Origin of the sequence: Tessaracoccus antarcticus, from assembly GCF_003688855.1 — a bacterium.
Lineage (GTDB): Bacteria > Actinomycetota > Actinomycetes > Propionibacteriales > Propionibacteriaceae > Arachnia > Arachnia antarctica.
In genome coordinates, this window is the sequence record NZ_REFW01000001.1 from 1124392 (window position 1) to 1137068 (window position 12677).

A 12677-nucleotide genomic window follows, 5' to 3' on the forward strand; every position below is an offset into this window, starting at 1 on the left:
TGAATCCGGGAGGTTCCCGGCCTCAGAAGTTGGCGGCGATGCCTTCCAGGTCGGTGACGGTGAGGTCGTCGTCGAGGAGGGTCAATTTCACGGTGTCGCCGCGCTGCCCGGCGGCCTCGGACCAGCGGGTCCCGTCAACGTCCCACCGCCCCAGCCAGGTGGCATCCGGGGCGCCGAGTTCCGTGGCGGAGTCACCCACGCAGGCCTGCATCTGGGACTGCCACGCGCCGAAATAGCGCGTCGCCTCGGCCTCGGAGGCGAATTGCAGCGCGACACTGATGCCCGGCCTGCCGTCAGCCGTGAGGTTGCCCTCGAGCGCCGCGACGGGCCGGGGGGCGTCGGTGGTGGTGGGTGCGCATCCCACGGCGAGCATGTCGGTGCCCTTGGTGGCGGGGTCAACGGCGTGCAGCCAGGTGCCGTTGCCGGTGAAGCCCTCGTCGGGGGAGCCGTCGCGGACCTCACCCTGCCAGCCGTCGGGCTGGGGGAGCGAACGGTCGTCCAGGTCGCCGGCGGTGGTGGGGGACGGGGCGCCAGGGCGGGCCGTCAGGGTGGTGCTGGCGCGGTTGGGGTACTCGAAGTGGTGCCAGTCCCAGCCGCTGAACCAGGTGAAGCCGTTGCCCTGGAAGGCCTTCACGGAGGCGCTGGAGGCGGTGTGCAGGCCGGGGACCGAGGCGGGACGGTTCACGGAGTAGGTGGCCGAGGGCCACCACTTCCCGTTCGGGTCCCGGTACGGGTTCTGGACCGGGTTGAAGTCGACGGCCTTGCCGTAGGAGTGCGGCGACAGGGCTGTCGGGTTGCCCACCACGCGCCGGCAGTTGAACGCCGAGGTGTTGTTGGCAGCCATCATGGAGGTGTCCGAGCCGCCCCACACGTTGGGGTTGCGCATCTGGGCGACGGGGAACCCTGCCGCGAAGACCTGTTCGAAGGAGTCGGCCACCTTGGCGGCCAGATCGGCGCGGACGATGATCTCCCCGCGGTGGATCGTGCCGTCCATGCCCTGCTGGTTGATGCGGATGGTGCGCAGGTTGCCGGGCGATACGGGGCAGCCGGCCCGGTAGGTGGAGGACACCTCGTCCGACGTGGTGGGTGTGATGACGGTGTTGGGCCATCGCATCCGGGTGATGGTGTTGGTCACGCCCGTCTCGAAGGTGTTGCCCCAGGCCGTCGTCGCCCTCACGCGGACGCCCACGGCACCCAGCACCCGACGGTTGTGGTTCCAGGTGATGGCGTAGCTGCCGTCGGCCGCGGTGGTGGCGGAGGCCACGGACTGCCATGTGCCGGCGACGTTGGCGAGGGCCTGCACGGTGACGCCGGCCACGGCGGGGATCAGCCGCCCCGTGATGGCAGGGGTGGAGAGCGGATCGATCTGGGTGGGGGCGGCCTGCGTGAGGCTCGCCGGCAGGATCGTGAACTGGCGGGCGGCGGGTTCGTGGTCGGGTCCCAGCGTGGCCACCACCTGCGCCCACCCGGCGAACGATGGCGGGAGGGAGGCGGTGAACCGTCCGGCACTATCGGTGCGGGCGGAGGTGGTGCCCCACACCTTGGCGCTGTAGTCCGTGAGCGTGAGGCTCACCTCGGTGCCGGCCACGGAGCCCGTGACCCGGCCCGTCACCCGGATGGGCGCGAAGTAGCGGTACAGGCCGCCTGTGGGCAGTTCCTTGTGACCGACGGTGGCGATGGCGAGCGTCGCGCCCGGCGTCGGGTCGGGGGCGGGGCCCGGATCCGGGATGGGAGGGGTCGTCGGGGGAGTGGACGAGGAAGGCAGGAACTGCACGGCACTGTTGAAGACCCATGTGGAGACGTAGCGGTACCGTCCGCCGCTGCCGTCCACCACGTCGGCCAGGATCATGGAGCGGCACCCGTTGCGCCCGGTCCACGCCGTCTCACACTCAGTCTTCCAGCGGCGCCCGTCGATGGTGTGCTCGCCGGGGGTCGCCAGCGGGTTCCCGACCCACTGCGCCCGGGGGCTGGGCTTGTACAGCAGGTTGTTGAAGGCCCACCCGGTGGTGGTGACGAACCGTCGGCCGTTCCAACTCGCCACGGTGGCCCGGATCTCGGTGCGGCACCGCACCACGGTGGAGGAGTAGGTGTCGCACTTCTCGCGCCACTGGCGGCCGCTGGAGGTGTACTCCCGCCAGTCCGCCGCCCGGGCGGGGGACGTGGCGCTCAGCCCCAGCAGCAGGCTGGCGGCTGCCACGAGTGCCAGCACGCGATGGGTCCTCCTCGACCGAAGCATCACTGCGCTTCGTGCACGAGCACGATCTTTCCGACGTTGTCGCCGCTCTCAAGTAGCTCGTGGGCCCTCCGGACGTCGCGGAAGGCAATGTGGGTCTCCGGGGAGGGTTTGATGCGACCATCCCCGATGAGTGGCCACACCACATCCACCACGCGGGCGCAGATGGCGGCCTTCTCCTTCTCGGAGCGGAACCGCAGGGAGGTGGCCGTGACCGTCCCCATCTTCTGCAGCAACTTCCCGATGTTGAGGGTGCCCTTCGTGCCGCCCTGCATCCCGATGATGACCAGGCGGCCGCGTCGGGCCAGTGCGTCGATGTTCAACTCCAGGTACTTGGCGCCCATGATGTCGAGGATCACATCGGCGCCCTTGCTGTCGGTGGCGTCGCTGAGGCCCTTGACCCAGTCGCCGTGGTAGTCCAGGGCGATGTCGGCGCCGTGCTCGCGGCAGTGCTGCAGCTTGGCCTCCGTGCCGGCTGTGGTCACCACCGTGCAGCCCAGCGCCTTGGCGTACTGGATGGCGAACGTGCCGATGCCGCCGGACCCGCCGTGCACCAGCAGGGTCTCGCCGGCTGAGAGCCCTGCGACGTCCATGTTGGAGACGACGGTGGCGGCCACCTCCAGCAGGCCCCCGGCCGTGACGAGGTCGATGCCGGGGGGAGGGGCGATGAGCTGACCGGCTGGTGCCACGAAGTACTGCGCGTACCCACCACCCGCGAGCAGGGCGACCACCTCGTCGCCGGGCTGCCACCGCGTCACCCCGTCGCCGACAGCCTCAACGATGCCTGACGCCTCCAGCCCGATGGTGTCGGTGACCCCCCTCGGCGGCGGGTAGTGGCCCTTGCGCTGCAGGATGTCTGCGCGGTTCACGCCCGAGGCGACGCTCCGCACCAGCACCTCCCCCGGCTTTGGCTGGGGGGTGGGCAACTCGCCCAGCTCCAGCGCGTCGATGCTTCCGGGGGTGGCAACGATGACGGCATCCATGGCTCCCACCCTGCCACATGGGCGGCGCGTTACCGCGTGGGCCAGGAGAGGGTGCGTCCGGATGTGAAGTGGCGGGGGGTGCCGTCGACGGGGTCCGTGAACGCCAGGCTGCGGGAGAGAAGCGCCAGGGGTGAGGAGAAGTCGTCGATGTCGATGTCCAGCACGTCGGGGTACAGCGGGTCGCCGGCCAGTGGGATGCCCAACTGCGTGAAGTGGGCCCGGATCTGGTGCGTTCGGCCGGTGACGGGGCGCACGTCGTAGCGGCCCCATCCGTCGTGGGTCTCCAGCAGGTCGATGCGGGTGCAGGCGTTGGGCGGCAGGTCCAGGGTCTCGGCCTGCATGGTGCCGACGCGCTTGACCAGGTGCGATTCCACCTCGAGGGGAAACGTGAGGTCGGGGCGCAGGGGCGCGATGGCCTCGTAGGTCTTCTCCACGGTGCGGGCGCTGAACAGCGACTGGTACGCGGCCCGCCATCGCTTCTCGGTGGTCATCAGCAGGACCCCGGCGGTGGCCCGGTCCAGCCGATGGGCTGCCGTCAACTCCGGCAGGTCCAGCGCCTGCCTGGCCCTGACGACGGCGCTCTGCAGAACGTGCCGGCCGCGGGGGATGGTGGACAGGAAGTGCGGCTTGTCGAACACCACGAGGCGCTCATCGCGGTGCAGCACCACCAGCTCACCCGGCACCGTCACCTCGTCGCGGAGCCGACGGTGGAACCAGATGAACGTGTGCGGGGTGTAGGGCTCGTCACCGGTCAGGGGCACCCCTCCAGGGTCCACGAAGGCGCCGGCGGCCAGCATCGGGTCCACCTCGTCGCGGGCGGGGCCCAACTTGGTGAGGAGGAAATCACGCATCGTCGGCCAGGGCCACGGTTCGGTGGGGTCACGGTCCGGTGTCCGCACCCAGGCTGCCTGCAACCCGTGACGGGGAGGGAGCGGCGATCTCTTCTGCACGCTACCATTGTGGCCGCTGCGCACAACGCAGTGGCGAGGTCGCATAGTGGACTAGTGCAGCCGCCTTGAAAGCGGCCGAGTGGTAACGCTCCGTGGGTTCGAATCCCACCCTCGCCGCCAGCCCCTACGATGCAGGCATGGCCGCATCCACGTACACCATCGTCCCGCGCACTGCCTTCCGCGCTTTCCTCATCGCCGCAATCGCCAGCATCCTTGGCGCCGGACTCCTCGTCCTGTCGCTGAGCAACTCTTGGCACCCGGCTGTGGCAATCCTGGCCACGGTCATCCTGGCTGCCGGCCTGGTACTGGCGCTGGCGGCCTACCTCGCGCAGCGCGCCTCCATCGCGGAACTGGTGCTGGACGAACAGGGCTACACCGTGGTGACCCGCGACGGCAGCCAGTCGGGCGAGTGGGCCGCAGTGACCCGCATCACCCGCGCCATCGACACCGCCCACGTGACCATCCACGAGGGCGAGGGGAAGCGGATCCGGCTGGAGTTCCGCAGCGACGACACCGCCCAGATCGACGAAGTGCTCGAGGAGATGGGCACCCGACTCGACGCCGCCAAGGGTTACACGCCCTGGGACGGGTCGTAGGCCCCGTCGTCTTCCCGTCATGACGACATAGCCGGGCCCCGCCTCACCATTGCCGGTGATTGGGGCACACTCCGGAGGTCCCCGCCATGGCGCGCACTGTCATGCCAACACTGGTGTTGGCTACCGGCATTTCGCCGGTGAGGGTTGATTCACCATGCGGTGGCGCTGGACATCAAAGCCAACCCCGTGTGGCCGGCAGCCCAGCAACTGATCACGGATGCGTTGCCGCCAGCAGCGTCCGGCTCTGGATCTGGTCCGGGCGGATGCCCAGCTGTGGCGAGCCGGCGCCGCGGATCTCGTTCTAGACCGGGTTGTAGGCGCAGGCGTCCTCGACGCCCTGTGCGCCTTCCACCAGGTCGGGCGGTGCACTGGAGGAGGTCCCCGGCGAAGGGCTCGGGGTGGCCGATGGGGGAGCTGCCGCCGTGGTTGCCGGAGCCGTCGACTTGGGTGTGATCGAGGGGTTCACCGAGGTGCTCCTGATGGCTTCCTGCACGGACTCCTGCATGACCTCGAAGTCGGGCCTGTTGTAGTCGTAACCGTTCTTGCCGGGCGAGAACACCAGGCGCGAGACCTTGGCGTCCTTCACCTTCAGGGAGAGGCTGACCAACGGTTCCAGCACCTGCTGGGGGATGTCGGTCATCACCATGTCTGCCGACGCGGCGGCTATGGCCTCGTAGGAGCTGAGCATCGTTTTCGGGTTCGCCTGCTTGATGATGGCGTTGACGAGACAGGACTGGCGGGCCATGCGGGCATAGTCGCTGGTGGTGGAGCGGCTGCGGGCGTACCACATGGCGTCGTAGCCGCCGAGGTGTTGGTCCGGTCCCGGTTCCAGCCAGCCGGTCGGCCGCTTGCCCGTGGTGTTGCTGGCAATGGGGAGCCGCTCGTTGATGTTGACGGTCACGCCCCCCATGGCGTCAATGAGGCGCTGCACGCCGTCGATGTTGAGCAGGACGAAGTAGTCGATTTTCAGTCCGGTGATGCCCTGGACGCCCTGTTTCATCGCCTCGGCGCCGGGGTAGGTGGCACCCTGCATGAGGTCCGGGTACTCCATGACGGCCTTGTCCCACAGAGCATTGATGTACCACTCGGCCGGGTCGCCCTCGCCGCGGAATCCGCGAGGGAACTGCTCGGCCAGGGCGGTGCCCTCGGGGAACGGGGTGTATTGCACGTTGCGGGGGATCTGGACGATGGTGGTGGCGCCCGTGGCTGTGTCGATGGAGGCCACCATGATCGTGTCGGCGCGCAGACCGTTCAGGGGGTTGCGTGCGTCGGCACTGTCGGCGCCCACCAGCATGACGTTCAGCCGCGGGGTGTTCTTCCACGGGTCCTTCTCGGTGCCGTTGATGGACGGCCGGGACGTGGACTGGACGTCGTTCTCGTCGGCGAAGACGGTGGTGACCAGCTTCTGCTGGTCGAAGGCGTAACGGGCGGCCAGCGCCGCCGAGCCTGCCACGCCGAAGCTCATGGCCGTCACGAGCACGGCCCCGAGAGCTCTGCGACCAACACCCCAGCCGGTGGGTCGCGTCAGGATGTGCGTCCCGGCGATGAGAGTCACCCACAGCAGCCCCGCCGCCACGAGGGCGATGGTCAGGGTCCGCAGCTGGGTGGGGTTGACGGCGAAGCCGGCGAAACGTCCGAGGTCGGTGGAGGCGGAGAAACCGGCCCAGGCGATCAGGGCGAGCAGGGCCACGGGCAGGGCGACCCCGACCACCTTGGCGCGACGGGACCGGGCGCCCAGCAGCCCCAACCCCGGAAGGATGGTGCTGGCGATGGTGAGCAGGGCCGTGCTGCCCAGCGCGGCCACGCAGATGACGGCGATGGTGGCGATCACACCGACGACCCAGGCGGCCTGCATCCCCGCCAGGGACGCGGTGATCCCGAAGGCCGCGGCGATCACCACGAGGGCGGCGACCACGAACAACGCAGTGCGGCCGCGCCGGGTCATGGCCACCCGGTCGGTGGCCGTGGAGGACGCGGCGGGACCGGAGGACACCTCCAGCGCGGGGTCGGTTCGGGGAAGCTGACGCTTGGGACGGATGGTGGTGGCATCGTCGGAGTCGCGGGCGCCGTGGCGCTCGCTGCGGTAGATGCCGTCGAGGTCCCGTTGTGGGCCCCCGTCCCGCTTGGCGGCACGCTTGGGCTGTTGGTCGTCACTCATGATGATGTTCTGCCCTCCTGACGATGGAGTCTAATTCAGTCGGGGCACTTGTCCCACCGGCGTCGTTTGGTACTGCTCTGGAGGCTCCGCTACCCTTTACCGGGCGTGGAGGTGTCGCCTAGTCCGGTCTATGGCGCCCGCCTGCTAAGCGGGTTTGGGGCTTCAACCCCATCGAGGGTTCAAATCCCTCCACCTCCGCCACGCGCATCCCCCGGCCCCGGCCGGGGGATGTCACCACCAGGACGGCACGTTTTGGCGGTGGGACGAAAGTTCGCGTATAGTTTGGGACTGCCCGCAAGGCAAGCGCTCGTGGCTCAACGGATAGAGCATCTGACTACGGATCAGAAGGTTGGAGGTTCGAATCCTCCCGAGCGCGCAGCAGGCCCGGCCCTGACGGCCGGGCTTTTTTTGTCGGTCGATTCCGGACGGGCGTGCGGGAGTGAGTCCGAGGAGGAACGATCGTGACGGAAATCTGGGCACATCGAGGCGCTTCGGCCTATGCCCCTGAGAACACCCTCCCCGCGTTCCAGATGGCCCTGGACCAGGGCGCCCAGGGCATCGAACTGGACCTGCAGCGCAGCGCCGACGGGGTGCTTGTGGTGGTGCACGACGAAACCATCAACCGCACCTCCACCGGTTTTGGCCGCGTGGTGGACCTGACCTTTGAAGAACTCCGCCGCTGTGACTACTCCAACGGCTTCATCGGACACCGCAACGTCCGCATCCCCACCCTCACCGAGGTGCTGGATCTGGTGCGCCCCACGAATGCCATCATCAACATTGAACTGAAGAACTCGGTGGTGCTGTACCCCGGCATCGAACTGGAGGCCGCCGAGCTCGTGGCCGCCGCCGGCATGACGGATCGGGTCCTGTTCTCCTCGTTCAACCACCCCAGCCTCGCGAACCTGCGCGGCGTCGTCCCGCCGTCGCAGATCGGGGTGCTGTACTCCGACGGGCTGTACAACCCGTGGCAGTACGCCCGGTGGATCGGGGCGGGTGCGCTGCACCCCAACTGGCGGGCGCTGCGGCAGCCCGACTACGTGTGGCTCGCCCACGAGACCGGGGTGAAGGTCAACGTCTGGACCGTCGACGAGGAGAAGGACGTGGCCCACGCCATCGAGATCGGCGTGGATGCCCTCGTGACGAACTTCCCGGACCGGGCCAGGCGCGTCGTCCGGATGGGCCGCTAACCTTCGGGCATGACCAACCCGTTCCGTCCCGAGCTGTGGGACGAGGTCGACGGCTTCGACTTCACCGACATCACCTACCACCGCGCCCGCACGGTGCCGGCCGTGCGCATCGCGTTCAACCGGCCGGAGGTGCGCAACGCCTTCCGCCCCCACACCGTGGACGAGCTGTGCCAGGCGCTGGAACACGCGCGCATGGCCTCCGACGTCGGCTGCGTACTGCTCACCGGCAACGGCCCCTCCCCGAAGGACGGTGGCTGGTCCTTCTGCTCCGGCGGCGACCAGCGCATCCGCGGTCGGGCTGGCTACCAGTACGCCGAGGGGGAGACCGCCGAGGGGGTCGACGCCGCCCGGCTGGGGCGTCTGCACATCCTGGAGGCGCAGCGGATGATCCGTTTCATGCCGAAGGTGGTGATCGCGCTGGTGGGCGGCTGGGCCGCAGGCGGCGGGCACTCCCTGCACGTGGTCTCCGACCTCACCCTCGCCTCCGACGAGGCCCGGTTCAAGCAGACCGACGCGGACGTCGGGTCCTTCGACGGCGGGTTCGGGTCGGCGTACCTGGCCCGCCAGGTGGGGCAGAAGTTCGCGAGGGAGATCTTCTTCCTGGGCGACGTCTACACCGCTGATGACGCCCACCGGATGGGCATGGTCAACAAGGTGGTGGCACACGCGGACCTCGAGGACGAGGGCCTGGCGTGGGCCGCGAAGATCTGCGGGAAGTCCCCGACGGCGCAACGCATGCTCAAGTACGCGTTCAACATGATCGACGACGGCCTCGTGGGTCAGCAGGTGTTCGCAGGCGAGACCACGCGGCTTGCCTACATGACCGATGAAGCCGTCGAGGGCCGCGACGCGTTCCTCGAGAAGCGCGACCCCGACTGGTCCACGTTCCCGTACTACTACTGATGGCCGACGCAGGCTGGTACCCGGACCCCGAAGGGAGGCCGGGTCATGTGCGCTACTGGGACGGGCAGGCGTGGGTCGGTGAATCGACCCCCTCCGACGAGGGTGCACGCACATCGAACGCCCCGGGCGCTCCGGGGCGCGGCCGCACAGTACTTCTGATCGCGCTGGCCGTGGTCCTGGTCGTGGCTTTCGGGTGGGGCGTGTGGGAATCTCTGCGCGACGCCGTCACCGAGGATCCCGTTGCCTCCGCCCGGCCCACCGGCAGCGTGTGGAACGAGGAACCCCCCACCGTGGCGCCCTCCACGCCTGTGCCCACTGACCCGACACCGAGCGGTGGCGCCGCCGTCGACTGCCCGGTGGTGAACAACGTGGTGGAGGACCATCCTCGTGACGGACGGGTCCATGGTGGCGGGATGTCGTTCGGTGTGCCCGAGGGCTGGGCCGAGGGTGGGTCCTGGTCGATGGTGCTGACGGACGAGTCCGGTGCCTCGCGGTTGTTCGACAGCGGGTGGGCGTCGTTCCTCGCCGTCGGCAGGGCCCCGAGTGCTGCAGGGTTCGTGGATCCGGCGCTTACGGCCGTCCAGGTTCTGGAGTGCCACGTGACCTCCGGTCGCTTCTCGGGCTACACGGGCCACACCATCGACACGTCGCAGGAGATCACCATCGACGGGCAGCCCGGATGGTGGGTGCGGGGACAGGCCACGTCCACGCGCATCCCCGGCGGCGGCGCCACCTACGACGTGGTGGTCGTCGACACGGGCAGCCCTGACGGGGACGCCGTGTACTGGGCGGGGGCCGTCGACGCAGACGCAACCGCGCTGGCCGACCTCGACAGCGTCCGCGCCGACCTCCGTCTCAACGACTGACGGTCCGGAACCCCACGTTCCCCGACGCCGAGTCGGGGGTGTTCGAGGTGCGTGCCGCGTTGCGGTACCGGTTGCAGTACGAGTCGTGGCACAGGTAGGAGCCGCCGCGCATGACGCGGCCCGACCCCGCGGCAGGACCCTGCGGGTTCTCCCTCGGTGATGCGGCGTACCAGTGGGGGTCGAACCAGTCCGCGCACCACTCCCACACGTTGCCCACCATCTGCCACAGCCCCAGGGCGTTGGTGGCGTAGGAGCGCACGGGGGCGGTGGTGAGGAATCCATCCTCTGTGGTGTTCTCGCCGGGGAAACTGCCCTGGAAGATGTTGCACGGCCAGTGCGTGCCCGTCGCCCGTGCGGGAATGTCATCGCCCCACGGGTAGCGCTGGCCCTCGACGCCGCCCCGTGCCGCCCGCTCCCACTGCGCCTCGGTGGGCAGCGACCGCCCGGCCCACGCACAGTAGGCCTGCGCGTCGTCCCAGCTCACCTGCACAACGGGGTGCTCGTCGCGGCCATCGATGGTGGAGCCGGGGCCGTCGGGGTGGCGCCAGTCGGCGCCACGCACCCCGTACCACCACGGCGCGCCCCCCGCGGTGCCCAGTACGTCGTCGTCGGCTCCCGCGAAAGCGAGGTGGAACACGGCGGAAAATCCTTGCCGCTCGGACTCGCTCAGGTAGCCGGTGGCGTCGACGAAGGTGGCGAAGTCCGCGTTGGTGACGCTGGTGGCGTCGATGTCGAACGCCGACAGCGTGACGGTGTGGATGGGGGTCTCGCCATCGTCGGGGTGCCCGTCGCCGTGGTGGTCGCCCATGGCGAACGTGCCTGCGGGCACCGCCACCTGCTCGATGCCATGGCGGGACGTGCGGGAAGCCGGGACCGCAGCGGTGGGCCGTGCCGAGGATGCGGAGGCCGTGCGTGGCGCCACGTCACCCAGCGAGGGTGAGCAGCAGGAGCCCCCGGAATCAGTCATGCCACGATCCTAGGAGGCGACCCCGTGATGGTGGGTCGTCAGTCCGCGAGACCGTAGAGACGATCGCCCGCATCGCCCAGCCCCGGCACGATGTAGCCCTGTTCGTCGAGGCGCTCGTCGACGGCGGCCACCACGAGCGTGCAGGGCACGTCCAGGTGAGCCAGCAGGTTCTGGATGTTCTCGATGCCCTCGGGGGCTGCGAGCAGGCAGATGGCCGTGATGTCATCGGCGCCGCGACCCACGAGGAACTTCACCGCCTCGCCCAGCGACCCGCCCGTGGCGAGCATGGGGTCCAGCACGTAGCACTGCCGTCCGGACAGGTCCTGGGGGAGGCGCTCCGCGTAGGTGACGGGCATCAGCGTCTCCTCGTCGCGGATCATGCCGAGGAATCCCACCTCGGCGGCGGGCATCAGCCGCAGCATGCCATCCAGCATGCCGAGACCTGCGCGCAGGATCGGTACCACCAGCGGGGCCGGCTGGGCCAGGCGCGTACCGGTGGTCCGGGCGACGGGGGTGGTGATGTCCACCTGCCGCACCCGGACGCCACGCGTCGCCTCGTAGGCAAGCAGGGTGACGAGTTCCTCGACGAGCCGACGAAACGTCGGCTGCTCGGTACTTGCCTCCCTGAGCAGGGTGAGCTTGTGGTCCACCAACGGGTGCTTGATCACGCAAAGTTCCACGACGCCCAGCTTTGCACATCCTCGACGCCCGTAGTTGCCGACCCGGGGCTGTGCTCGGATCAATTGTCTGGGAGGATGGACCCGGCCATCAATCAGGAAGGGGTCTGCCGTGGACGCATTCGACGAGGACGCCGAACCATTCGACCTCAAGGACGACGGGGATTCGGACGATGGTGGGGATGAGGACGACGACCTGGACCTCGACGACGCCACCGAGGACGATGTCGACTTCGTGGTGGCCGTCTACCGGGAGGATGGCCGCCCGCTGGCCGTCCCCATGGACTTCGACCTGGCCAACGACTTCGATGAACTTGTCCGCCAGCTGGGCCGTCTGCCCGGGGACTCCGGCGCCACCGGTTTCGTCTCCGTGGCCGGCGAGTTCTTCGTGGCGTGCCGTGTCCGAGGACGCACCGTCGAGGTGCTGCTGAGCGACAACGGCGCAGCGAACGACTGGCCCCTGGCCCGCGACGTCATGGACTACCTCAACGAGGACATCCCGGACGAGGATGACGACTCCGTACCCGTGGGGGACCTCGAGATGTTCGCCGCCAACGGGCTGCGCGCCTTCGAGCTGGAACAGATCGCCACGGACTACGACGCGGACTCCGACGAGTTGGTCCTGCAGATCGTCTCGAAGCTGAAGATGGCGCCGGAGTTCGAGCGCGCCGTCGAATCCTTCGACGACTGAGGTGGCCAGCCGCTTCGTCCCGGCGATGCAGCGCGCCCTCGAACAGGGTCGCGCTGCTGGGGCACACGGTGACGTGCCCATCGGGGCCGTGGTCCTCGACGCAGCCGGCAACCTGGTGGCCGAGGGCGGCAACGAGCGCGAACTGATGGGCGACCCGACGGCGCACGCCGAGGTGGTCGCACTCCGCCGCGCCGCAGAGCGGCTGGGGGAGTGGCGTCTCACCGGGTGCACGCTCGTGGTGACGCTGGAACCCTGCACCATGTGCGCGGGCGCCATCGTCGCCAGCCGCATCGAGCACCTGGTGTTCGGTGCCTTCGACGCCAGGGCCGGTGCCGTCTCCTCCCTGTTCGACGTGGTCCGCGACCCCCGCCTCAACCACCGGCCCCGTGTCACGGGCGGTGTGATGGAGCAGGAGTGCGCCGCACTGCTGGACGCCTTCTTTGCGGAACGGCGCCTCTGACAT

General features: G+C 69.2%; 12 protein-coding genes and 3 tRNA genes. 9 read left to right on the forward strand and 6 right to left on the reverse strand.

What is annotated here, in order from left to right; translation table 11 throughout:
- Nucleotides 1-22: 22 nt before the first annotated feature.
- The 3 genes from EAX62_RS04855 to EAX62_RS04865 are packed head-to-tail and all read right to left on the reverse strand — an operon-like array spanning nucleotide 23 to nucleotide 4067.
- The gene (locus EAX62_RS04855) at nucleotides 23-2209 is read right to left on the reverse strand and encodes a M15 family metallopeptidase (protein ID WP_121900475.1); all 2187 of its coding nucleotides are present in this window, start codon (nucleotides 2207-2209) and stop codon (nucleotides 23-25) included.
- 26 nt (nucleotides 2210-2235) lie between these two features.
- Entirely contained in the window at nucleotides 2236-3216 is a 981-nt protein-coding gene (locus EAX62_RS04860; protein ID WP_121900476.1) for an NAD(P)H-quinone oxidoreductase, read from the reverse strand.
- Nucleotides 3217-3245: 29 nt separating this feature from the next.
- Complete coding sequence (locus EAX62_RS04865) at nucleotides 3246-4067, reverse strand: pseudouridine synthase (protein WP_121901025.1); 822 nt, start codon at nucleotides 4065-4067, stop codon at nucleotides 3246-3248.
- Between the two features lie 131 nt (nucleotides 4068-4198).
- Between EAX62_RS04865 and EAX62_RS04870 the strand changes: the two genes are divergently transcribed.
- Together EAX62_RS04870 and EAX62_RS04875 are read left to right on the forward strand one after the other, a co-directional pair.
- Nucleotides 4199-4286: transfer RNA gene (locus EAX62_RS04870), tRNA-Ser, on the forward strand.
- Between the two features lie 17 nt (nucleotides 4287-4303).
- Nucleotides 4304-4762 (forward strand): hypothetical protein, encoded by a 459-nt coding sequence (locus tag EAX62_RS04875; protein ID WP_147454015.1) that lies wholly within the window; start codon nucleotides 4304-4306, stop codon nucleotides 4760-4762.
- A gap of 301 nt (nucleotides 4763-5063) precedes the next feature.
- Here EAX62_RS04875 and EAX62_RS04880 read toward each other — a convergent pair whose 3' ends face one another.
- Nucleotides 5064-6920, reverse strand: a complete 1857-nt coding sequence (locus EAX62_RS04880; protein ID WP_121900478.1) for an LCP family glycopolymer transferase — start codon at nucleotides 6918-6920, stop codon at nucleotides 5064-5066.
- Between the two features lie 107 nt (nucleotides 6921-7027).
- On the opposite strand from EAX62_RS04880, the gene EAX62_RS04885 reads away from it, so the two are divergent.
- The 5 genes from EAX62_RS04885 to EAX62_RS04905 all read left to right on the forward strand — a co-directional run bounded on the left by EAX62_RS04885 (nucleotide 7028) and on the right by EAX62_RS04905 (nucleotide 9879).
- Nucleotides 7028-7121, forward strand: a tRNA-Ser gene (locus EAX62_RS04885).
- Nucleotides 7122-7223: 102 nt separating this feature from the next.
- Nucleotides 7224-7296 (forward strand) — tRNA-Arg (locus tag EAX62_RS04890).
- Between the two features lie 85 nt (nucleotides 7297-7381).
- On the forward strand, nucleotides 7382-8110 hold the full coding sequence (locus EAX62_RS04895; protein WP_158600539.1) for a glycerophosphodiester phosphodiesterase: 729 nt from the start codon (nucleotides 7382-7384) through the stop codon (nucleotides 8108-8110).
- A 9-nt stretch (nucleotides 8111-8119) separates the two neighbouring features.
- Complete coding sequence (locus tag EAX62_RS04900; protein ID WP_121900480.1) at nucleotides 8120-9013, forward strand: 1,4-dihydroxy-2-naphthoyl-CoA synthase; 894 nt, start codon at nucleotides 8120-8122, stop codon at nucleotides 9011-9013.
- The gene (locus EAX62_RS04905) at nucleotides 9013-9879 is read left to right on the forward strand and encodes a DUF2510 domain-containing protein (RefSeq protein WP_121900481.1); all 867 of its coding nucleotides are present in this window, start codon (nucleotides 9013-9015) and stop codon (nucleotides 9877-9879) included. Before EAX62_RS04900 ends, EAX62_RS04905 begins: the two co-directional genes overlap by 1 nt.
- Here EAX62_RS04905 and EAX62_RS04910 read toward each other — a convergent pair.
- Both EAX62_RS04910 and upp read right to left on the reverse strand, forming a co-directional pair.
- Nucleotides 9869-10846: a formylglycine-generating enzyme family protein gene (locus EAX62_RS04910; protein ID WP_121900482.1), complete on the reverse strand. Its 978-nt coding sequence runs from the start codon at nucleotides 10844-10846 to the stop codon at nucleotides 9869-9871. The two genes, EAX62_RS04905 and EAX62_RS04910, sit on opposite strands and share 11 nt — an antisense overlap.
- Nucleotides 10847-10884: 38 nt before the next feature.
- Nucleotides 10885-11511: a uracil phosphoribosyltransferase gene (gene upp / locus EAX62_RS04915; RefSeq protein ID WP_199711182.1), complete on the reverse strand. Its 627-nt coding sequence runs from the start codon at nucleotides 11509-11511 to the stop codon at nucleotides 10885-10887.
- A gap of 124 nt (nucleotides 11512-11635) precedes the next feature.
- Between upp and EAX62_RS04920 the strand changes: the two genes are divergently transcribed.
- Entirely contained in the window at nucleotides 11636-12214 is a 579-nt protein-coding gene (locus EAX62_RS04920; protein WP_121900484.1) for a tRNA adenosine deaminase-associated protein, read from the forward strand.
- 25 nt (nucleotides 12215-12239) lie between these two features.
- Complete coding sequence (tadA, locus tag EAX62_RS04925) at nucleotides 12240-12674, forward strand: tRNA adenosine(34) deaminase TadA (protein ID WP_121901026.1); 435 nt, start codon at nucleotides 12240-12242, stop codon at nucleotides 12672-12674.
- Nucleotides 12675-12677: the final 3 nt, after the last annotated feature.

Bases quoted from the DNA above. Each gene is read 5' to 3' on its own strand.
- EAX62_RS04860 (WP_121900476.1), bottom strand. From the start codon at position 3,216: ATGGATGCCGTCATCGTTGCCACCCCCGGAAGCATCGACGCGCTGGAG.
- EAX62_RS04865 (WP_121901025.1), bottom strand. From the start codon at position 4,067: ATGCGTGATTTCCTCCTCACCAAGTTGGGCCCCGCCCGCGACGAGGTG.
- EAX62_RS04875 (WP_147454015.1), top strand. From the start codon at position 4,304: ATGGCCGCATCCACGTACACCATCGTCCCGCGCACTGCCTTCCGCGCT.
- EAX62_RS04880 (WP_121900478.1), bottom strand. From the start codon at position 6,920: ATGAGTGACGACCAACAGCCCAAGCGTGCCGCCAAGCGGGACGGGGGC.
- EAX62_RS04900 (WP_121900480.1), top strand. From the start codon at position 8,120: ATGACCAACCCGTTCCGTCCCGAGCTGTGGGACGAGGTCGACGGCTTC.
- EAX62_RS04905 (WP_121900481.1), top strand. From the start codon at position 9,013: ATGGCCGACGCAGGCTGGTACCCGGACCCCGAAGGGAGGCCGGGTCAT.
- EAX62_RS04910 (WP_121900482.1), bottom strand. From the start codon at position 10,846: ATGACTGATTCCGGGGGCTCCTGCTGCTCACCCTCGCTGGGTGACGTG.
- tadA (WP_121901026.1), top strand. From the start codon at position 12,240: ATGCAGCGCGCCCTCGAACAGGGTCGCGCTGCTGGGGCACACGGTGAC.